The 22,263-nt window shown below is 30.2% G+C and carries 14 protein-coding genes and 1 pseudogene; 8 read left to right on the top strand and 7 right to left on the bottom strand.

From position 1 onward, the window contains the following. Nucleotides 1-381: 381 nt before the first annotated feature. On the top strand, nt 382-1,521 hold the full coding sequence (locus RR409_RS15190; RefSeq protein WP_332558613.1) for an alanine/ornithine racemase family PLP-dependent enzyme: 1,140 nt from the start codon (nt 382-384) through the stop codon (nt 1,519-1,521). A gap of 401 nt (nt 1,522-1,922) precedes the next feature. Here RR409_RS15190 and RR409_RS15185 read toward each other — a convergent pair whose 3' ends face one another. Then, nucleotides 1,923-2,090, bottom strand: a complete 168-nt coding sequence (locus RR409_RS15185) for a zinc-ribbon domain-containing protein (protein WP_332558633.1) — start codon at nt 2,088-2,090, stop codon at nt 1,923-1,925. Between the two features lie 387 nt (nt 2,091-2,477). Between RR409_RS15185 and RR409_RS15180 the strand changes: the two are divergent. Further along, a pseudogene (locus RR409_RS15180) lies at nt 2,478-3,023 on the top strand (DsbA family protein); the annotation flags it as partial. A gap of 184 nt (nt 3,024-3,207) precedes the next feature. On the opposite strand, the gene RR409_RS15175 reads toward RR409_RS15180, so the two are convergent. After that, nucleotides 3,208-5,346, bottom strand: coding sequence for a YgiQ family radical SAM protein (locus RR409_RS15175; protein ID WP_332558612.1), 2,139 nt, complete (start codon nt 5,344-5,346; stop codon nt 3,208-3,210). A 481-nt stretch (nt 5,347-5,827) separates the two neighbouring features. On the opposite strand from RR409_RS15175, the gene RR409_RS15170 reads away from it, so the two are divergent. Then, nucleotides 5,828-6,730 carry a metallophosphoesterase gene (locus RR409_RS15170; RefSeq protein WP_332558611.1) on the top strand — a complete coding sequence of 301 codons (903 nt, stop codon included), beginning with the start codon at nt 5,828-5,830 and terminating at the stop codon, nt 6,728-6,730. 205 nt (nt 6,731-6,935) lie between these two features. On the opposite strand, the gene RR409_RS15165 is transcribed toward RR409_RS15170, so the two are convergent. Beyond that, complete coding sequence (locus tag RR409_RS15165; protein ID WP_332558610.1) at nt 6,936-8,855, bottom strand: S8 family peptidase; 1,920 nt, start codon at nt 8,853-8,855, stop codon at nt 6,936-6,938. A gap of 537 nt (nt 8,856-9,392) precedes the next feature. On the opposite strand from RR409_RS15165, the gene RR409_RS15160 reads away from it, so the two are divergent. Next, entirely contained in the window at nt 9,393-10,226 is an 834-nt protein-coding gene (locus RR409_RS15160) for a PHP domain-containing protein (protein WP_332558609.1), read from the top strand. A 248-nt stretch (nt 10,227-10,474) separates the two neighbouring features. Here the strand turns inward: RR409_RS15160 and RR409_RS15155 are convergent, their stop codons facing one another. Further along, nucleotides 10,475-12,394, bottom strand: a complete 1,920-nt coding sequence (locus RR409_RS15155) for a S8 family peptidase (RefSeq protein ID WP_332558608.1) — start codon at nt 12,392-12,394, stop codon at nt 10,475-10,477. A 267-nt stretch (nt 12,395-12,661) separates the two neighbouring features. Here RR409_RS15155 and RR409_RS15150 point away from each other — a divergent pair, with 267 nt between their 5' ends. From RR409_RS15150 to RR409_RS15140, 3 genes are all read left to right on the top strand, one after another. Then, nucleotides 12,662-12,907: a DUF5457 domain-containing protein gene (locus RR409_RS15150; RefSeq protein ID WP_332558607.1), complete on the top strand. Its 246-nt coding sequence runs from the start codon at nt 12,662-12,664 to the stop codon at nt 12,905-12,907. 10 nt (nt 12,908-12,917) lie between these two features. Beyond that, on the top strand, nt 12,918-13,580 hold the full coding sequence (locus RR409_RS15145) for a hypothetical protein (RefSeq protein WP_332558632.1): 663 nt from the start codon (nt 12,918-12,920) through the stop codon (nt 13,578-13,580). A gap of 377 nt (nt 13,581-13,957) precedes the next feature. Then, nucleotides 13,958-15,292, top strand: a complete 1,335-nt coding sequence (locus tag RR409_RS15140) for a CoA-disulfide reductase (protein ID WP_332558606.1) — start codon at nt 13,958-13,960, stop codon at nt 15,290-15,292. 127 nt (nt 15,293-15,419) lie between these two features. On the opposite strand, the gene RR409_RS15135 is transcribed toward RR409_RS15140, so the two are convergent. Then, nucleotides 15,420-18,665 carry an SNF2 helicase associated domain-containing protein gene (locus RR409_RS15135; RefSeq protein WP_332558605.1) on the bottom strand — a complete coding sequence of 1,082 codons (3,246 nt, stop codon included), beginning with the start codon at nt 18,663-18,665 and terminating at the stop codon, nt 15,420-15,422. Between the two features lie 532 nt (nt 18,666-19,197). On the opposite strand from RR409_RS15135, the gene RR409_RS15130 reads away from it, so the two are divergent. Next, on the top strand, nt 19,198-19,788 hold the full coding sequence (locus RR409_RS15130) for a hypothetical protein (RefSeq protein ID WP_332558604.1): 591 nt from the start codon (nt 19,198-19,200) through the stop codon (nt 19,786-19,788). 214 nt (nt 19,789-20,002) lie between these two features. On the opposite strand, the gene RR409_RS15125 is transcribed toward RR409_RS15130, so the two are convergent. After that, nucleotides 20,003-20,728 carry a class I SAM-dependent methyltransferase gene (locus tag RR409_RS15125; RefSeq protein WP_332558603.1) on the bottom strand — a complete coding sequence of 242 codons (726 nt, stop codon included), beginning with the start codon at nt 20,726-20,728 and terminating at the stop codon, nt 20,003-20,005. Between the two features lie 321 nt (nt 20,729-21,049). Then, on the bottom strand, nt 21,050-22,177 hold the full coding sequence (locus RR409_RS15120; RefSeq protein ID WP_332558602.1) for an aminopeptidase: 1,128 nt from the start codon (nt 22,175-22,177) through the stop codon (nt 21,050-21,052). Between the last annotated feature and the right edge of the window lie 86 nt (nt 22,178-22,263).

Below are 22,263 nucleotides of genomic sequence, written 5' to 3'. Positions count from 1 at the left end.
TATGGTTGGTATTATTTTATTTAATGTGGATGGAGATATACTATTTAAATTTTCTTATAATAACATTAACACAAATGCTTGTGCGAATTTCAGCTTAGAATTTAATTTTTACTTTTCTTTGAAGTACTCAGTATAAATAACTCTTATTTTTTATTGAAATTGTAATAATTTATTCTTTGTACTTACATAAATAATCTATTAGATATTTAACCAACTTTTGAAACGATAAGATATATAAACTACAGCCAGAAGATTTTACAAAAATTTCTTTTACAATAGTAAAATTTATTTCTAGGCATTATTAAAAAAACATAAATATATTTTTTATTAAATAGCATTTTTTATTGGGGATTATGGCTAAAAATCAAAGGGGGATTTGAGATGTTACAAAATCTTGAAAAAGAACTAATTAGGGAGAAGGGTATCGAGAAGAATTTAAAATACCCATTATTAGAAATAAACTTAAGTAAAATTTATGATAATGCTAAATATACTGTAAACTTGTGCAACTCTCTGGGTATTAGTGTGGCTGGTGTAGTAAAGGGGTTTAATGCACTCCCAAAGGTTGTGGATCAGTTTATAAGTGCAGGTTGTGAATACATTGCGCACTCTAGAATGGATCAAATAATCAAATTAAAACAACAACAACTTAATAAACCAATCATGTTGATTCGTATTCCTATGTTGAGTGAAATAGAAGACTTAGTGAATAATGTGGATATAAGCCTAAATTCAGAAATGGAAACATTACAAAGAATTCAGCAACAATGCCAAGTCCAAAGCAAAACTCATAAAGTGATTCTTATGATAGATTTAGGGGATTTAAGAGAAGGTTTAGTAGATGAAAAAGAAATCCTTGATTTAGCGCTTTATGTAGAAAATGAACTAAAAAATGTAGAACTCTATGGAATAGGTACAAACTTAGGGTGCTATGGTTCAATTAAACCTACCGAAACTAACTTAGGAAAATTATGCAGCATCGCTGAGGCTATTGAAGAACAAATAAAGAGAAAATTAGATATTATATCTGGTGGTGCAACCTCATCTTTAACATTAATTATGGATGGCAAAATGCCAAAGAAGGTAAATAACTTAAGACTGGGGGAAGGTATCTTAAATGCTAGAGATTTAGAAGATTTTTGGGAATATGATATGAGTAAATTTCACAAAGATTCCTTTATTTTGAAAGCTGAAATAGTTGAAATTAAACAAAAACCATCTCACCCAGTAGGCGAAATCTTCATTGATGCCTTTGGAAATAAGCCTACTTATGAGGATAGAGGTATCCGTAGAAGAGCTCTTCTAGCAGTTGGCAAACAGGACTTTGCTTTTCATCATAGTTTACTGCCTAAAACTAAAGGTATAGAAGTTATAGGTAGTAGTAGTGATCACCTAATCATAGATATTGAAGATTGTTCAGAAAATTTAAAAGTTGGCGATGTACTTAGCTTTGATATATATTACCCTAATATGCTTTACTTAAGCGGTTCCACTGGTATTAATAAGGTTTACGTGAATTAATACTAAAACTCACTAAAATCAAAAACTTCAACTAATAAATAGTATTAATTTTTTACTATAGTGAAACATATGGTAATTTTATAAATCTCATTAGTAATACTTCTTTCAATGAGTCAAAGAAATTATTTTTAAATTTTATATGTTAAATAATAAATAATAAATAATAAATAATAACGGGTACTAGAGTAACTAGTACCCGTTATTATTTATTTAAATCGAAAATATTTAACACTGATTGAACTTAACTAAGTTTGGTATTGATTTTCTAAATTGTATGTATCATCTTTAAGGAATAAACTTGAACATTTTATACCTTAATGTATGCTTTCTTTCAATGGAAACTTAAATTTGCATAAAATAAAAAGCTATAAGAGAAATCTCTTATAGCTGTGATTACAATATTATCTATCGAATCTTCTGTTGTTGTTTTGTTGCTTTCTTGCTCTTCTGCAATCAGCACATCTAGTTGGCTCGTTTTCGAATCCTTTTTCTTTGTAGAAAGCTTGCTCGCCTTCAGTGAAAACAAACTCTTTTCCGCAATCTTTACATGTTAAATTCTTATCCATAATTAATTCCTCCGTTTTTTTAAAGATATATCTTGATTAACCAGTCCATAAACGGAGAAAGTTAAAATCTAAGTTATCTTTATTTTTATTATTATTTTGTATCGCTACTCATTAAGAATACCACACTAATCTTCTATATGCAATAGTTTTTTTATATTTTACTCTGAAATTTTCTAAACTTATCCATTATTTAATTATTTAGATATCTATAAAAAAAATAACTTATTGGGTATACTGAATATATAACTTGCACTTGAATTTTTTATTAATTTCTTAAAAATGAAAATTCTTTAGTTGCCCATTTATTGAACATCATATAAGTCAAAGGAGAGAAGATATATGAAATATAACTTTAAAATTTTTTCAGATTTTATTTGACCATTTTGTTATGTAGCAACAGGACTTGTTGCTGAACTAAAAAAATACTATGAGATTGATGACACTTGGTATAGTTTTGAAATACATCCTGAGGTACCACCATTTGGTGAAGAATTAACAGAAGTATTCCCTAAAATGGATCTTGAAGGAATGTTTAAGATGTTAAATAATAGTGGAAACCCCTATGGTATTGAGTTTGGAAAATTCACTATGCTCTCTAACTCAAATATGGCAATACAAGCCAGCGAATATGCTAGAGATATGGGAAAATACCACCAATTTCATGAACTTATGTTTAAATCCTACTTCAAAGAGTGTAAGGATATTGGTTCAATGGAAGTCATAGATGAAGTAGCCTCTAAATGTGAATTAAATCTTACAGAATTACATATGAGAATAGAAGATAAATATTATAAGCAACGCATAAAAGATATAAAAAAAATGGCTGAGGAATATGAAGTTAGTAGCATCCCAACCTTTATTATAAATGATAACAAAAAAATTGTTGGTGCTGTAAATATTGAGGAGTTTAAAAGAATTCTCAGTGAGATCAAGTGACCCTTTGGGATAATTATTTAATTTTCTAAAAAAAAATACACCTAAATACAAGATATCTTGTGTTCAGGTGTATTCAATTTATAATTTTCATAAATATATATTTTAATTTAGTATATTTTTTAAAATCTAACAACTAATATAAAAAACTTAATTGCTTATTTTAGGACAAAAAATCCTTTTCTATTTATACAGACTTTTTTCTTGTGCCTTTATTTGTAACGAACCCTTTTTTATTGCTTTCTTGTCTAGTAGATTTACCTTTATTTATACTTTTGCCTTTGGTTTCCATAGACTTACTTTTTTCTTTACCTTGCTTAGCTACAAATTTGCCTTTGTCTTTTCCTTGGTTACCTACAGATTTATCTTTATCCCTGAAATCTTTAGCATTTAATTTTTCTTTCTTATTTATTGGTTTTGAATTGCCCTTATCAGTATCAGATCCTCCCCCCTTTGATTTATCTTTCTTACCATTAGATGAAGCATGTTTAGGTTTATCTATTTTATCTCCATGTTCTCCACTTTTCTTTATCCTTGGTTTAATTAAACATTTAGGTCCAAAGCCAATTAAGTCTTCTCTATTAGCTTCTACTAATGCAGAATATACTAAATCATATTTCATGGGATCCTTGTACTGAAGTAAAGCTCTTTGCATTGCTTTTTCATGTCTTGTCTTAGGAATATGAACTTCCTCCATGGTTAAAGGATCTAATCCAGTATAAAACATAGTAGTAGACAAAGTTCCAGGAGTTGGATAAAAATCCTGAACCTGTTCTGGTTGATATCCTATATTTCTTAGATATTCAGCAAGTTCTACTGCTGCTTCTACGTTACTTCCTGGATGACTAGACATTAAATATGGGATAATATATTGTTTTTTCCCAAGTCTATCATTAATTTTGTAGAACTTATCCATGAATTTATCGTAAGTTTTTCCTGCTGGTTTCCCCATATATTTCAAAACCACAGGAGAAACGTGCTCTGGGGCTACTTTAAGCTGCCCACTTACATGGTGATTAATAAGCTCATTAAAAAAATCATCTTTTTTGTCTGCCATCATATAATCATATCTTAATCCTGAGCGTACAAACACTTTTTTAATACCAGGAACTTCCCTTACCTTCTTAAGAACATTTAAATATTCTAAATGATCTACATCCATATTTTTGCAAGGATTTGGATATAAACATTGCTTATCCTTACATGCCCCTACTTTTAGTTGTTTTTTACAAGCTGGCTGTCTAAAATTAGCAGTAGGTCCTCCAACATCATGAATGTATCCCTTAAAATCATCAAACTTTGTGATATCCTTTGCTTCCTCTACAATAGAATCTTCACTTCTGCTTTGCACAATTCTTCCCTGATGAAAAGTTATTGCACAAAAGGCGCAACTCCCAAAGCATCCTCTTGAGCTAACTATACTAAATTTAACTTCTTCTATAGCCGGTATCCCACCTAGTTCTTCATAGCTAGGATGGTAATTTTTCTCATAGGGTAGTGCATAAACTTTGTCTAATTCCTCCCTTGTGAGAGGCAATTCTGGCTTATTTTGAATAAGATATCCAGTGGTATGTTTCTGAACCAAAGTTCTCCCTCTAATTGGGTCCTGCTCATCATATTGGATCTTAAAAGCTTCTGCATACTTTATTTTATCTTTGCAGATTTCCTTATAAGATGGAATTTCAATATACTCTTTAAGATTTTCTAAACTATTAGCTACATAACAAGTGCCTGGTACTTCAGTGATTTCTTTTACATCCACCCCATTATTTAAGTTATTAGCAACTTCAACAATCTGTTTTTCACTCATTCCATATATTAAAAGATCAGCTCCACTATCAATAAGCATGGATTTTCTTACTTTATCACTCCAATAATCATAATGAGCAAATCTTCTTAAACTTGCTTCTATTCCTCCAATAATAATAGGAATTCCCTTAAATACTTCTCTAATCTTATTGCAGTAAACAATAGTTGCTCTATCTGGTCTTAATCCCATTTCACCACCAGGTGAGTACATATCCTTATCTCTTAACTTTTTACTTACAGTATAATGGTTAACCATGGAATCCATATTCCCTGCATTAACTAAAAATCCTAATCTTGGTGTGCCTAATTTTTTAAAGTCTTCAGTATCTTTCCAATTTGGTTGAGGTATTATTCCCACCTTATATCCATGACTTTCTAAAACTCTTGAAATAATTGCAGTTCCAAAACTATGATGATCAACATAAGCATCTCCAGTAACTAAAATAAAATCAAGTTGCTCCCATCCTCTATCTATCATATCTTGTTTATTTATTGGTAAAAATTTATTATTCGTCATAATTCCCCCGTGTTTTATATTCATTTATATACATTTATATATCATTATTATTTTTTAGCTTATATAACTCAATTCAAGTAACTATTATAACATCTTTTTTAATAGATTTCTTTAAAATAATAATTGTTCTAATAATTGGATACTAGGTCTAGTTATATATAACGAAGCTTGTGTTAAAAAGTTTCGTAGTAAATACCGTCGTTACTTTTTATTAAAAATATAATAGAAATCACTATTTTACTTTTATTTTAGCCACCTGTAACAAAGTCCAATCCCCCTACATACTATTTAGTAAATGCTATTTCATCATATAGAGTCTCTTAATGAAGATTTATCAAAACAATACTATTCAGTAAAAGGTGTTCTATATGGGCATTGGTCTGCAGCATTCTTTAAACATAAAAATTAGATTCAAGTAAATATTGGCTCTTTAGAGCCTATAGTAAATCTAACTCAAAAATAATTAAGAAAGGAAATTTTTATGACGGAGAGAACTAGTAATTGCATGGCTAACGGATTTAGATTTGTTGTTGTAGCCGATTCAAAAGGAAAAGATGAAGAGGGAATAAATAAGAAGGTACTTTACAAAATCATGAAGCTTATTAAAGCATTATCAAAAAAACCCGAGTTTATAGTTATTCTTGGTGACAGCGTGGCAGGAAGTCCTGATTTAAATATTTTAAAATCACAGTTAACAAATTTTAAAGAAATAATTTCTGCAGACTTTTCACACAATAAAATCATACCTGTAATTGGTAATCATGAAATTGGAAAGGGCTGTGACAATAGTGATCCAGAGAAAATATTCGCAAATATTTATAAGGATTTAGAACCTGATGGAAAACTGTGTGATTATAATAACACAGTTTATTATAAGGACTTCTTTAATGCCAGAATCATAGTTTTAAATTGTTATCACTATACCAACATTGGTCGAATAAGCGATGAGCAACTATTATGGTTAAAAGAAGTTTCAAGTGAGCCATTTAGACATAAAATCCTCTTAATTCATTATCCCGCCTATCCAACCGGTGCCCATTTCCAAACTAGTCTTGATAGATATCCGGATGAAAGAGATAAGCTCTGGAGTATAATTGATGAAAATGGAATAGATATTGTGTTTTCTGGTCACGAACATAACTATTCAAGAAGACTAATAGATCATACTTTTAGTACAGAAAAATATAAATTTAAAAGGAAAATCTATCAAATAATTGCAGGAGGCGGAGGAGAAAAGCTAAAGGATAAATATAAGGACAAAAAAGGAGTTATCATTAAACCAAAGGCAGTTCATCATTTCTTAATAGTGGATGTAGATTCAAACTCAATGAATATTCAAGCAATATCCATTGATGGGAAAACTATCGACAACTTTACAATATAATACCTGGTTAAAAACTTAAACATAAAATACCTGTATACAAACTAAGTTGTGTACAGGTATTTTTTTCATTGCCTTTGCGACAAAAACTTTATACTCCAGTTTTTATATTGTATTTCTAGAAAACCGCTATACTTACTAGCAAAATACGAAGCATTATACCTCTCAAAGAAAGATTATAAAACCATTAAGTTTACAAAAACTAGAACTATATCTTCAATCTTTTATAAATCTCCTCTGGTATGTTTATAAATAACCCACCTGTATTTTCATATGAACTTGTATCTACGTTCTCCATAATTTCTCTATTTTTATTTGTTTCTCTGTTCAACATACTAACTAAATTTTCAATGCTTAAAACTCCAAAACCCGTTTCTGGATTTGGATAGTTTTCCCCAACACTTTTAGTTGCCGCCCTAATAAGATAGCTTTTAATTTTTGAAGCATACATATTTACATCGTTTTGCAGAACTATTCCCCACTGAAAAAGCAAAGTCACAATGCCTGCTAAAATTGCTCCAGATACTGCAGTACCGCTTACTGTAATTGTTTTGTTATTTAGCCCTACCGTTGCTATATTTTTCGAGGGTAATGCTACAGTAGGTAAAATTCTTCCATCTCTGGTAAAGCCTCTACCTGACTCCATTAATAATTGATTATTTATTTGGTCATGAGAAGAACAAACTATTATATTATTGGCTGTAGATGGAGTCATTAAGGTAGTATTAGGAGTTGCATCAACAAACCCCGTGATTCCTCTTAAGAACTCTTTTTGTTCAAGCCATAAATCATATGTTCTACTTAATAAATAATCTCCAATGAGCTTTATTTTCCATACTCCAGTTGATATATTTCCTATAAAAAAATCTATTCTTTGATCTAGTTTTACCTCACTACCTCCTTTTTCTTCTGTGAAATATTGCAAAGTAATCGTGCTCTCTCCTAGGTTAACAACTACCTGTTCACCATTAGCAGGGTTAATCTCAATCTTTTCAATGCTCTCTCCACTAGGTGCTGTTATACCGATGGAAATTCTATCAGGAGTTAAAAAGTATAAAAACAAATTTACATCTTGTTGCTGTTCATCTGCGTTTAACTGAATTTCTTTCTCATTTTCATCCAGCAAAAAATTTCCCATTACATGAATTGGACTATCTCCTTGGTTACCACTACTTGTAACCATTGAAAAGTTTTTATTTGTAGTAAAAGAATCTATATACCTTTCAGTAATTGCACCTCCATCGTGCCCACCTAAGTTTGTTCCCGTTGCAACATATACTACCATAGGTTTTCTAAATTTTTCTTGTAATTGAGAAAAATATCTAAAGCAAGCTGCTACATCGTTACTATCATAAATCCTACCTTCATAAGTTTGTAATCCCCACAATTCAAGATTACTTTTCTTGGCTGGTTTAAGTTTTATAATACTAAATTCACATTTTGGTGCAATACTAACTATTTGATCATTCTCTCCTACAATTCCTGCTCCAATTATTCCAGCTAAAGCAGTGCCATATCCAACGGTATCTTTATGATTTACTATATCGTAAGGGTTCTTACCCTCATTACTTGCCTTTATTGCCTCATTTATGTCCGTCCTTGTATATTCTGTACCAAAGGCAAAAGCTTCTGGAAGTGGTCCTTCATTCACTGTTTGATCCCATATAGAAATAATTCTTGTAGATTTATCATGATTCATAAATCTAGGATTTAAATAATCTATACCAGTGCCAATTACTCCAACTATAACTCCATTTCCATCTAATGTACTACCATTCTTATCCATGGCATTTGAATCAGGTATATCCTCGCTTTCATTTAAGCTTAACAATGTAAACGCCGCACTTTTTTCCAGATTAATTATTTGTGGAAAAGCTGTGAGAACTTCGCTAATCCTCCCCTTTTTAACAAATAAAACAGCAAAGAACTTCTCTATGGGGTAAAGACTAGCATAGTCAATTTTATCAATACCCTCTGCAAGATCACCAGTAAATTCAACAAAATAAGTTTGGTAACTCTCATCAAAATAAAACTTATTTGCTTCCTCTGCAGTAAGACCCTTTTGTGTATCTATGTTATGTATCTCTCTATTAAACTTTCTATAAGAACTTTCATCTATATCTAACATGGGTATACCTCCCTCTTCTAGTGGATACTACCATTGAATTCTATTCAAATTTTTCCGTAATTAATCTATAACCCTTTTTATAGGTATTTTGTTTATGAACAAGTTAATTTAATAGAAATGTACTTTAAAAAGTTATTTTATAAATGATACTTTGTATATATCTTATGATTGCTAATATTCTTTTGTTCAATGATTTGGAAAATATTCTGTTACTGTTATAGAAATTCTATCCCCCTTAAGAGACCTATCCACATAACTGATATTTTAAAAATTGACTAGTTCCTTTCATAGGATCTTAAATAATCAGCTATGATTTATAAGTTTTATATACATAATTCAAATTAACAACAATGAATTATTTAGTTGAAATTATGGTAAAATTACTATTAAGAACTACATACTAAAACTTACAAAAAAGATTATGTTCTCTTAAATATTGATTTATAAAACCATCTTATTCTATTGAACTAAGTAATATATTACTACTATTATTGAATAAAAAAATTACTATTAATTGTAATCAAAGGACGTGTTTTAATGAATATAAAAGCTGAATTCCACTGTCATACCACAGCTTCAGATGGAAGACTTACACCTTCAAAGGTTGTAGAGCTGGCAAAAGAAAAACAAGTTGATTTATTAGCAATTACCGATCATGATACCACTGAAGGTGTTGAAGAAGCTTTAATAAAAGGCAAGGAATTAGGAGTAAATGTAATTCCTGGAATTGAATTAACTTGTGTTCATAATGGTGAAAGTGTTCATATTTTAGGATATTTCAAAGGAGCTGGATATAAAAATCCTGATTTAGTTAGTTTTCTTTCTACCTTAAAAAAATCTCGTTTAGAAAGAGCCACTTTAATAGTGGAAAATTTGGAAAAATATTTTAACATAAAAATAACTCTTAATAGAGTTTTAGAATTAGGTGAAGGTGTTGTTGGAAGGCCACATTTAGCACAGGCCATAGTTGAAGCTGGCTATCCTTATACTTGGAATTATATATTTGATAAATTCATTGGCAAAGACAGCCCTGCATATGTAGAAAATAAAAAAATTTCCATACCAGAAGGAATTGAACTTCTGCGAAAATATGGTTGTATTGTAATCTTGGCTCATCCTAAATTGATAAAGAAAACTCCAATTAAGGAACTTATAAACTATAACTTTCATGGACTAGAAGCCATCTACTACCAGAATTTCAAAAGAGAAACTGATGAATTCATAAGTATTTGCAGAAGTAATAATATACTTATTACTTGTGGTTCAGATTTCCACGGTATTCTGTCTGGAGATATAAAGCATGGTACATTAGGTGATATGGGTATTGATGAAGATTATTTCCGTCAATTTCTTGATAAATATAAAGAGTAACCACTTGATGTAACAACCGGTATTGAATAGGAAATAGGGAATATAAAATGATAACACTAACTTTACAAAATAAAAGGCTTCTCTTATTTTGCTAAGAGAAGCTCTTTTATATCCATTTCAATTAATACTTTATCTATATACAAGAACCATTAGCATTATATTAATACTATATATTGTCTTTCAAAGATTTAAGTTGTTTAACATCACTTTTTCACAGAACTTTTAAATTTAAGGAACTACAATGATTTTTATGTTTTTAGCCTTTTAAAAATCCCTTCTGGTATACGAATAAATAAGCTATTTACTTCCTCATTTGATGTTTTATTTAATAATTTCTTGGTTCTATTAATTTGATTTGTTTCTCCATTTAGCATCTTAATCAAATTTTGAATATATAAAACTCCAAATCCAGTTTCTATATTGGGATATACCTCTCCTTCAACTTTAGAAGCTGCTAAAATAAGATAGCTTTTAATCTTAGAAGAGTACATATTTACATCATTTTTGAGAACTATTCCCCATTGTAAGAGTAATGTAACTATACCTGCTAGAATTGCTCCAGATACTGCAGTTCCGCTAACTACAATCGGTCTGTTGTTTATACCTACTGTTCGTATATTTTGTGACGGTAATGCTATGGTAGGCAAGATTCTTCCATCCCTAGTAAATCCTCTTCCAGATTCCATACGTAATTTACTGCTAACTTGATCAAATGAAGAACAAACTATTATGTCCTTAGCTGTTGATGGAGTCATTAATGTAGTATTAGGTATTGACCCAATAAAGCCTGTGCTTCCTTTTAAAAACTCACTTTGTATCAGCCATAAATCATAGGTTCTATTAGACAAGTACTCTCCAATAAGTTTTAATTTCCATACTCCACTCGTGGTGTTTCTAATGAAAAAATCTATCCTTTGATCTAACTTTACATCTGTAGATCCTATTGCTTCGGTAAAATATTGAATAACAATTGTACTTTCACCAAGATTAACAATTACTTCTTCACCATTAATAGGTTTAACATCAATTTTTTCAATACTATCTCCACTAGGTGATGTTATACCAACAGAAATTATATCAGGGGTTACAAAATATAGAAAAAAATTCAAAGTTTCTTGTTGAGGATCTACATTTAATTCAATCTCCTTTTCATTCTCTCCTTGTAAAAAGCTTCCACTAATGTGAACCGGACTAGCTCCTTGATCCCCAGTACTAGTAACAACTGAAAAATTATTATTGGCGGTAAAAGAATCTATATATCTTTCAGTGATAGCCCCTCCATCATGGCCACCTAAGTTAGTTCCCGCTGCTGCATATACCACCATAGGTTTCCTGAGTTTTTCTTGCAATTGAGAAAAATATCTAAAGCAAGCTACTATATCATTACTATCATAAACATTTCCCTGATAGTTTTCCAACCCCCATAATTCAAGATTGCTTTTCTTGGCCGGTTTAAGTTTTACAATACTAAATTCACATTTTGGTGCTATACCCGCTGTCAAAACGTTAGTGCCTAAATCACTTGCCCCAATTATTCCAGCTATAGCGGTTCCATATCCAACCTCATCCCTGTGATTTACTACATCATAGGGATTTCCTCCTTGTATACTTGTTTTAATTGCATCATTTATGTTCGCCCTTGTAAATTCTGTACCAATTGGAAAAGCTTCTGGAAATGGCCCTTGAGCCAAAGATTGATCCCATATAGAAACTATTCTTGTACTTTTATCAGCATTCATAAATCTTGAATTTAAATAGTCTATACCAGTCCCAATAATTCCAACTATAATTCCATTCCCATCTAAAGCATCATCTTCCATGTATAGAGCATTTAAATCTGGCAAGTCAGTACTTTCATTTAAGCTTAACAGTGTAAAAGGAAAACTTTTTTCCAAATTTATTATCTGAGGAAAATTTCTAAGTACCTCACTTATCATTCCTCTCCGAACAAATAAAACAGCAAAAAACTTATCTATAAGATAAAGCCTAGCATAATCAGTATTTGCTATACCCTCTGCAATATCCCCAATATACTCTACAAAATAAGTCTGGTAGTTCTCATCAAAAAAAAACTTATTAGCCTCTTCTTGTGTAAGTCCCTTTTGTATGTTAATATCATCTAATTCTCTTTTAAAGCTTTGAAAAAACTTTTCATCTATGTCTGACATATTCTTATCACCATCCTTACTCCTTTCTCATGAACTTATATACTTTCCCTTGTATATATCTTATGATAACTTATATTATAATGTTCAATAATTTTGTGAATATATGTTTTGAAGACTTGTGTTGCTGATGAAATTTATGTTTTTTCAACAAAGAGTTGGAAATTAGAGACAATTATCTCTCTAAGTAAATTTAAATGTATATTTATTTAACAAATCATGTAGTATAATTATATACTATGAATAAATTCACTTATAAGGAGATATTTTATGAAGGATAATATAAAGGAAACTCAAGATAATATTCTTAACTATCTTTATGAAAATAGAGCTGCCTCTCCTCAAAGCTTAACAAAAATAAGGTTAGCTCTTAATTTAAATGACAGCAAGGAATATATGAGAACTTTAAAAGCAGCTCTTGATGACTTGATTAGAAAAAATTTCATTAAAAAACAAGCTGATAGAGGTAATTATAAAATTGATACTAAAGGAATAGAACATATTGAAGAAAAATAAACTGAAAGAGGTGTTATTTATAAATACAAATTATAAAACAACAGAAAATAAGTACCAAATTAAAGAGGATATTGCTTTAATTACGGTTTTAAAGAAGGATGGTTCAGAACTTATAGCCAAAATAGATGCAGCAAACATAGAAAAAGTTATAAGTATGGGCATTTGGTTTGCTGAATGGCATAAAGACTTTAACAATTACATAGTTCAAAATATAAGCTCAACAAAAACCAACAAAAAATCGAAACCATTAAAACAAAATCTCCAAAGTGTAATCTTAGATGTCAATCCTAAAGTTCCAATTAAACACTTAAATGAAGACACTTTAGATAATAGAAAATGCAATTTAGAAATAGTTGAAAGAAATACTAAAAATGACTATGAGATTATAAATGAAGATACAATAGCAATAATCTTGAAGGATAAGTATGGAAAACCGTCTTCTAAGGCTTTGATATCTAAGGAAGATTTAAATGAAGTAATTACTGATGAATATAGTTGGGTAGAATATAAAAGCCATGATAACTTGGCTGTTGTAGCTAATACTCCAAAGGGAAGAATTTATTTAGATAAAATTCTTATGAACCCAGCTGAAAATGAAATTATTCACCATATAAATCTTAATCCTTTGGATAATAGAAGAAAGAACTTGGAGATTATAGAAGTTGTAATTTAGATATATTCTAATGAAAACATAGCCATTGGCTATGTTTTTCATATAAACACCACTTTTCACATAGTATAACCTATCACTTTTCTCAAGTAATTGTATATACTTGGTATTAGGCATGTTAACAAAATGTTATATCAGAGATAATATTTGTGTTTTCATCAGCCTATAAAACACATTTAAATCATTTAGTGTGGCTAAAAACATATTAGAATACTAACTACTATTTTTTTAAGCTACCATATAGATAAAAAACAGTTATTAACTATGATTTGTTTTTAAATAGAAATATAACTTTTAACTTTGGCTAAAAAAGTGTTCTAATAGTCAAAATATGCTTATATTAAGTCAAAATATCTATGATACTCAAGGAGGATATGAAGATGAGAATAGTTATAATAGGTGGAGTAGCTGCTGGAATGAGTGCTGCTGCAAAAGCCAGGAGATTAGATAAGAATGCAGATATTGTAGTTTATGAAAGAACTGAAGTAGTTTCTTGGGGGGCTTGTGGTCTTCCTTACTTTCTCGGTGACTTTTTTACTGACCCAGAAGTAATGATAGCAAGAACAAAAGAAGAATTTATAGAAAACGGAATAGAGGTTAACACAGAACATGAAGTTTTAGGTGTAAATGTTAGTAATAAAACTTTAACTGTTAAAGATTTAAATAGTGGAAAAGAATTTCAAGATACCTATGACAAGCTAATGATAGCTACTGGGGCTAGCCCTGTTATCCCACCTATCGAAAATATTCACATCGACAATGTATTTACTTTAAAGGAATACAAAGATGGCATAGCAATAAAGGAAATACTGAAAAAAGAGGAAATAGTAAACATAGTAATAATTGGGGCAGGTTTTATTGGAATTGAAGCATCTGAAGCTATGAGAAAACTAGGAAAAAGTTGCAGATTAATTCAGTTAGACTCTAGAGTACTTCCTGAGTCTTTTGATAAAGAAATTACAGATATAATGCAACAGGAACTTGTGAAGCATGGGGTAGACCTTCATTTAGAGGAAATGGTGAAAAGACTAAACGGTGATGGTAAGGTTAAAGAAGTTGTTACAGATAAGGGAACTTATTCTGCAGATTTAGTAATAATTTGTACAGGAGTAAGACCAAATACAACCTTTGTAAAAGATGTTGGTCTAGAAATGCTTAGAAATGGTGCCCTAATAATAAATGAGTATGGTGAAACTAATATAAAAGATATCTATGCTGCTGGTGACTGCGCAAGTGTTTATCATGTAATTAGAAAAGATAATATTTATATTCCTCTTGCAACAACAGCTAACAAAATAGGAAGAATTGTAGGAGAAAATCTTGCTGGAGAAAAAAATGTATTTCAGGGCACCTTAGGCTCTGGTGCTGTAAAAGTCATGGATTTAGAAGCCGCTAGAACTGGAATCTCTGAAAATGAAGCTATTAAAAACGGCATTACTTATAAAACTATTTTTATAAAAGATCAAAATCAAACCAGCTATTATCCTGGACAATGTGATATTTATATAAAACTAATATATGATCCAAACACTAAGATAATTTTAGGTGGACAGATTATAGGTAAAAGTGATGCAGTTTTAAGAGTAGATGTACTTGCTGCCGCTATCTTTAATAAAATGACCACTGATCAGTTAGGTATGTTGGATCTATGCTATGCTCCACCTTTTGCAAGAACCTGGGATGCAGTTAATGTAGCAGGAAATGTAGCCAAGTAAGTATAAGAAAACAAGTAGTATAGTTTTAATAAGCTATACTACTTGTTTTTATTGTATAATTATTTCTTCTCTATCTTCTTTTATTCTAATTTGTCAAGTAATAAGACTTGGATACTTTATTCTACTTTTAAATTTGGAATAAATCTAATATTTCTTCCTCGCTTAGCGCAGAAAAACCTTCTCCACTAGAAAGCTCATCTCCCAAAAGTTCTGAGATTAGTTTTTTCTTTTCCTGTTGAAGAGACAGAATTTTTTCCTCTATAGTTCCTTTTGCTATAATTTTTATAACCTCTACTACACTTTTCTGCCCTATTCTATGGGCTCTGTCTGTAGCTTGATCTTCTACAGCAGGGTTCCACCAAGGATCAAAGTGAATTACTATATCTGCTGAGGTTAAATTCAGCCCTGTACCTCCTGCTTTTAAACTTATGAGAAACACTGAATTTTCTCCCATGTTAAAAGCTTTCACCATTTCCATTCTTTTTTCTGAAGATACAGAGCCATCTAAGTAACTATATGATATATCCTCAGTAGCTATCCTTTTTCCAATATTCTTTAGCACTGATGTGAATTGAGAGAATACTAGTACTCTATGCCCCTGGTCTATGCTTTTATTAAGCAGTTCAACTAGCGCTTCTATTTTTCCACTGCCGCCAATATAATCATTCATTAGCACATTGGGATCTAAGCAAATTTGTCTTAGCTTAGTGATATAAGAAAGTATTTCTATTTTACTAGTTTTAAATTCATCCTCCTTAACTTTCTTTTCAATAATCTCCATGGCATAGTTCGCAAAAGTTTTATAAACTTTCTTTTGTTCTTCCTCTAAGTTCACCCTTAAAGTTTTTTCTATCTTATCTGGTAATTCCTTAATAACATCCTTTTTTCTTCTTCTTAGGATAAAAGGTTTTATTAATCTATTTAATTCTTCTAACACTTCTGGACTTTCCTTAAGCTTTTTATGATATCGCACACTAAACCTTTTTTCATCAAATAAATATCCAGGCATTATAAAATCAAAAATAGACCAAAGTTCCATAAGTGAATTTTCTATAGGAGTACCAGATAAAGCAAATCTAGCTTTGGCATTAATTTCTTTTACTGCTTTTGAATTTTGTGAGTTTGGATTTTTTATATTTTGAGCCTCATCAAGTATTAAGTAATGAAACTCCTTAACCTTATAACTTTCTAAATCTTTCTTTAATAGATTGTAGGTGGTTATAATCACATCATAAGAATCAAAGTCCTTTATGATTTCTTCTCTATTTTCTTTTAGTCCATTAATTATAATAACCTTTACAGTTGGGGCAAATCTTTCAAATTCTTCAGCCCAATTGTAGATTAGTGAGGTTGGAGCTACAATTAAAGACTTGCTTCCTTTGTTGGATAATATAAAAGTAATAGTTTGAAGAGTTTTTCCAAGACCCATTTCATCTCCTAAAATACCACCAAATCCCAGGAAATCTAGAGTTTTAAACCAGTTATAACCTACCTTTTGGTATTCCCTTAAATTCCCCTGTAAATCTGTTGGTTCTACGAATTTTAACTTCTTTATATTTTTAAGCTTATCTTTTATTTCTTTTAATTGTGACTTTCCTTTTATATACCTAATAGAATTTTCATCTAAAAAGCTGCCTAGATAAGCACCTTTGCTTTTAGCTATTTGAATATGATTTCCGTAAATTTCCTCAGGTGAAATATTGTCTAAAAGTTTTAAGAATTTATTGAGCTCTAGTTCCTCTAAATCCAGATACTCCCCAGTTTTAAGCTTATAATATTTAAGATTATCCCTAAAAGCCCTTAATATTTTGTTTGTTTCAATTGAAGGTATATCTCCCAATTTGAAATTTAATTCAAAATAATTGTATTTTCCTGCTTTAATATCTCCATATATACCCTTCGTGCCTAAAGATTTTAAGCCTTTAAAGTTCTCCGAGTAATATACTTCTCCAAGGTCTTGTAGTTTCTCTATTCCACTTTTGAAGAAACTAAAGATATAGTCTTCTCCCATTATAAGATAAAACTTTCCCTTTATCTCTTCAAAGCCTAGTGCTCTTAGCTTTCCAATAACCTGTGATTCCTTCTTTGCATCCCTATAAATGATCTTTTCATAGTACTCCTCTAAGATGCTGAATTCATGGGATCCATATTGTACCTTTACTGTCAATGTAATATCCTTGTGCTCTGTATTAAAGTAAAAGTTAAATCTACATTGTTCAATAACAACCTTATCTTTTATAGATTTAGATAAGGTAACATTAGGTGATAAAAGATTAAGATCCGGAATTAATTTTCTTAATATGGTCTCCTCGTCCAAGCTACTCATAGTTATAACCTTAGCTTCATTAAAAACTTGAAGATAGGTGGATATCTTATAGCAAAATTCATAGTCAGGAAGATATATAGTTGAGCCATATAGAAAAACATCATTTTTAAGACCTAAAACTGTGGGCATTCCCCCTGGTGATTTAAGAATATAGCTATCCTTTATGGTTTTTAAATCAAAACCTATTATTGGAGACTCTAATAATATCTCTGTATCCACCGGTCTATAAAAGAACCCTTCATTTAAATAAACTCGATGTTTCCTTACAACTTGAAAAAACTCCCTAACTAAGTATTCAGGAATATTAATATATTTACCATTGATAACTGGCTCTTTACCTTTATTTAGATACTTATTAGTACTCTCCATTATCTTCAACATCTTTATAAAATCAACTAACCTTTTATCCTTTGTGATAAACCTTTGATTTTCTATATTAAAAGTAAAATTTTTACTGTAGTTCACTGGAAAGCGATTATCGTTGGCTAATAAAAATTGATTTATATCTTTTATAATGTAAAGATTGCCTGATCCCATTGATTTTAGCCCAATCTTAAATTCTGCGGTAAGTTTATCTTCCCACTGACTTTTATTTATGTAAACTTCCATTTTTATTTCTTCTTTTTGACTTTCATCTCCTAAAAGCATGGATAGAACATTGCCTTTATTTTTATTTGAATTCTGTGCAATACCTTCTTCATCTTTTAATAGAGGATGACTAGCTAACTCTTCTAGAGCTTTATAAAAGGTTGCAACTAAATGTTTACAACAATATTTTCCTTTTTTATGCTCATTCTTCTCATAATCAACACAACTACAAGAAGTAGAAATAATACTTTTTTGCTTACTATCCATCTCAATTTTTGTGTTATATTCATTAAACAGATTCTCTGAAATCACATTTCCATGGATGCAAATCAAATCATCTTCGGTAGTAATGTCTATAGAAGAAACCAAATCATTTTGAATAACTCTTTGCCCTTTTGAATAATTTTTTCCGCTGGTTTCTTCATTAAATATTTGCAATAACATGTCTTCTTTAAACATATCTAATCCTCGCCAATGTAATGATTTTTTTAGAAGAAAATCTTCATATTGTTTCCTGTGAAATACAAATTCCTACTACAAACAGTTGCATAGAACTATCCATTATTTAAATTTCAATCTCTTGATTATAACATAATTATCTAAAAAAAATATTAGTTGAATATTGAATAATTTTATTCTTAGAACTATTTTAGACGTAATTTACCTCCTACAAACTGCATCATTATATATAACATTTCTATCAACATGCACCAGGTAAATGATGCTACTTGATTTACGTTAAATATTTTATTAGGATTATTCTTTATAATTTTATCGATTAAGAAGCAATGTTTTAACTATATTTCTACAAACTTTTTAAATTAAGTCAAAAATAACCATAATAACCATATTTACACTATTAACATTACTATCATTATTAACATTATTTTAATGAATGTTAATAATATAAATAAATCTTCTTGTATTTTGTTAAATTTATGATATACTAAGTTTGTGAAATAAAATACGTATTTTTAGGGGGACTTTAAAAATGAAAGCAAAAGCTATATTATTATCAATCGCAATCGCTGCAACTGTATTTACTGGATGTGCTGCTAAAGAAGAACCAAAAACACCAGCAACTGATAAACCAGCTACAGAAGCTAAAACAGAAACTAAAACAGATGTAGTTACAACAGCTTCTTTAGTAAAAGATACTGCTGCATTTGAAAAAGCATTAGGTAAAGAAGGTACTTGGATTATTGCAACATTAAATGACATCACTACAACTAATGAATTAGTATTAGAAGGCGAATTCAAAAACGGTAAAAAAGATGAGAAAACTGGTGCTGATCTTATCCAAAGAAAAATAGCTCCATATACTCAAAAGAAAAATGCTGAAGGTAAAAACGAAGTAGTTGATAGATTTACAATAACAGCACCAAAATTAACTATTAAGAGCCCAGTTGCTAGACTTCAAGCTGGAACTTTCAAAGGCGACATTTATGTTGAAACTACAGATTTCCAATTAGTTGATGCTAAAGTTGACGGAAACATTTATTTTGCTAGCGAAGAAGCTAAAGCTGGATTCAAAATGGATGAAAAATCAACTGTAACTGGAAAACAAGAAGTTAAAAAATAATATAGTTTTTTAAGACAAGCTATATAATATATATAAAACAGCTAGTAAATTGTTAAACAATGTATTAGCTGTTTTTTTTATTGTTTGTTGTTAAATAATCCACAGTTTCATTTAAGATAATAGGAAAATCATTCATTATTTTACTATTATTAATGAATTTTTATAGAATTATTGTTAATAATAATTCCCTATTTTCATTACACCTTTTTATAGATTATGATGCGACAACTACTAATGCATAAGAATTTTCTCTATTAAATTCATTTGCTTTAAAGTCTCCATATAATTTGAGTTCATTAAATCCTACTCTTTTTAATAGTTTTTCCATATCTTCTGCCATTAAGGGATATAGGGGGATTTCATTTTCTATCTCTTTTCCATCAACCTTTAAGATTGTTTTAAAGAAAACCTTATTTAATTTTTCATTATAATGATAGATTCGTTTAAATTCCAGTCCCACTTCTTGGTTTTCGATATTAGGTAAAGACGTGATGTTTTGAGATAATACTCTATCATAATTGATTATTTGTATAACTAATTTTCCATCTTCCTTAAGTATACATTTCATTTCTTTAAAAAACTTCTCTATTTCCTCTTCTCCTTCTAAATGAACTAAAGAATTTCCTATACAAAATGCTAAATCATACCTAGTATTTACCTTGTTTCTTAGCTCTAGCATATTTCCTTGTAAGGCTTTTATATCTAAATTATCATTTGCAGCTTTTTTTCTTAAACCTTCTACCATGGCATAATCTAAATCTATTGCCGTTACATTATATCCTTGGTGCGCCAGTTCAATAGAATACCCCCCACTTCCACAAGCAACATCTAATAACTCTCTAGGAGGTTTCCCACTAAACTTACTAATAAAATCAACCTGTGGTTTTCCCACAGGGAAAATATAATCATAATACTTTGAAATTTCTTCGTAGAATCCCATAAAATCACTTTCCTTTTTATTATATTTTTACAGTGTAATTTGAAGTTTACCTTAGCCTTAGAGTTCTCTCTTGCACTATATCTGCAGGAATTTAACTCTTCCTTTATTGATTGTCATGTTCCATAGCTACACTTTTACAACTTCATTGAATTATTTCAATCACAAAAGCTTAGGTTGCTCCGACCTTCTAAATATTTTTTATCTCTTTCAGAGAATTAATTTATTGAAGAATAAAGGTGTTTAATCAAAATAATAATGTTCATGATTTAAATCTAAGAATTAAAAATTTAAAATGAGGATAGTTTCCTATCCCCTTTTTACTTATAAATTATACTTTTTTAGTATATCTTCAATAAACTGTCCATTTTCATAGAACAATTCACCATCTGCGTAGATTTTTCCACCATTTCTCATGTCACAAAGCATATCCCAGTGAATTGAAGAACGGTTTAGTCCACCTGCTTCACCTGCTGCATCTCCAATAGCCATATGTATTGTTCCACCAATTTTTTCATCAAATAGCATGTTTCTTGTGAATTTTTTGATTCCATAGTTAGTTCCGATTGCAACCTCTCCAAAATAGGAAGCGCCTTCATCGGTTTGAAGTAATGACTGTAAAAGATCCTCCCCCTTATCTGCTGATGCTTTAACAACCTTTCCATCCTTTACCTCAAGTCTTATGCCTTCGATTTCTTTTCCCATATAAATTCCTGGAAAACTAAAGGTTATATGACCATTGATACCATTTTCAATAGGCGAAGTAAAAATTTCACCATCTGGGAAGTTAACTTTTCCATCACAGTTTATCCATCTTCTTCCTTCCACCATTACTTTTATATCTGTACCTTGTGATAAGAAGTGAAGTTCTTTTTTTGTATTTAAATAATTTACCCATCTATCCTGGTAAGCGCTAATTTTCTTCCACTCTGCTGCAGGGTCTTCAAATTCTAACAGTCCTGCTCCGTATACAAAATCTTCATATTCACTTAAACTCATTGAAGCTTCTTGTGCATCAGCATAAGTTGGAAATTGAGTTCCACACCACCTAAGCGACCCATTACCCATTTTTTCTGAATAGACTTTTCTCCAGCTAGAAGCTCCCTTTGCTTTTAACTGTAACTTTCTAGAATCTATATTAGCATTTATTTTAGTGTTTACAGTGCCCCATGCAGTAAGCCAAACATTAGCTTTTGTTAATAATTCCTTATTTAATGTATTTTCTTGAAGTAATTGTTCATCATTACTATTTTTTAATATTACTTCTGCAACTTCTTCACTATTTAGGCAATACTCAACATGGGCACCTGCCTTAACTACTTCCTTAACAACTTCTACCATCCAAGGTTTTGCAATATCATTGCAACTCACAAAAACAAAGTCATCTTTCTTAACTCCTGTAGAATAATTCACTATCAATTTTGCTAGTTTATTCAATCTAATATCTCCCATTTTTATCTCTCCTTTTATAACTTATTTATTATTTATTGTTTATTGTTTATTGTTTATTGTTTATTGTTTATTGTTTATTGTTTATT

The sequence above is a fragment of the Clostridium sp. genome, from assembly GCF_036642255.1.
Taxonomy (GTDB): Bacteria; Bacillota; Clostridia; order Clostridiales; family Clostridiaceae; genus Clostridium_J.
The sequence above is the reverse complement of the archived record's forward strand: the minus strand, read 5'-3'. Positions and strand labels throughout refer to the sequence as shown.

Excerpts from the sequence above, each read along its gene's own strand:
- RR409_RS15190 (WP_332558613.1), top strand. The coding sequence starts at position 382 with ATGTTACAAAATCTTGAAAAAGAACTAATTAGGGAGAAGGGTATCGAG.
- RR409_RS15175 (WP_332558612.1), bottom strand. The coding sequence starts at position 5,346 with ATGACGAATAATAAATTTTTACCAATAAATAAACAAGATATGATAGAT.
- RR409_RS15170 (WP_332558611.1), top strand. The coding sequence starts at position 5,828 with ATGACGGAGAGAACTAGTAATTGCATGGCTAACGGATTTAGATTTGTT.
- RR409_RS15165 (WP_332558610.1), bottom strand. The coding sequence starts at position 8,855 with ATGTTAGATATAGATGAAAGTTCTTATAGAAAGTTTAATAGAGAGATA.
- RR409_RS15160 (WP_332558609.1), top strand. The coding sequence starts at position 9,393 with ATGAATATAAAAGCTGAATTCCACTGTCATACCACAGCTTCAGATGGA.
- RR409_RS15155 (WP_332558608.1), bottom strand. The coding sequence starts at position 12,394 with ATGTCAGACATAGATGAAAAGTTTTTTCAAAGCTTTAAAAGAGAATTA.
- RR409_RS15150 (WP_332558607.1), top strand. The coding sequence starts at position 12,662 with ATGAAGGATAATATAAAGGAAACTCAAGATAATATTCTTAACTATCTT.
- RR409_RS15140 (WP_332558606.1), top strand. The coding sequence starts at position 13,958 with ATGAGAATAGTTATAATAGGTGGAGTAGCTGCTGGAATGAGTGCTGCT.
- RR409_RS15135 (WP_332558605.1), bottom strand. The coding sequence starts at position 18,665 with ATGTTTAAAGAAGACATGTTATTGCAAATATTTAATGAAGAAACCAGC.
- RR409_RS15130 (WP_332558604.1), top strand. The coding sequence starts at position 19,198 with ATGAAAGCAAAAGCTATATTATTATCAATCGCAATCGCTGCAACTGTA.
- RR409_RS15125 (WP_332558603.1), bottom strand. The coding sequence starts at position 20,728 with ATGGGATTCTACGAAGAAATTTCAAAGTATTATGATTATATTTTCCCT.
- RR409_RS15120 (WP_332558602.1), bottom strand. The coding sequence starts at position 22,177 with ATGGGAGATATTAGATTGAATAAACTAGCAAAATTGATAGTGAATTAT.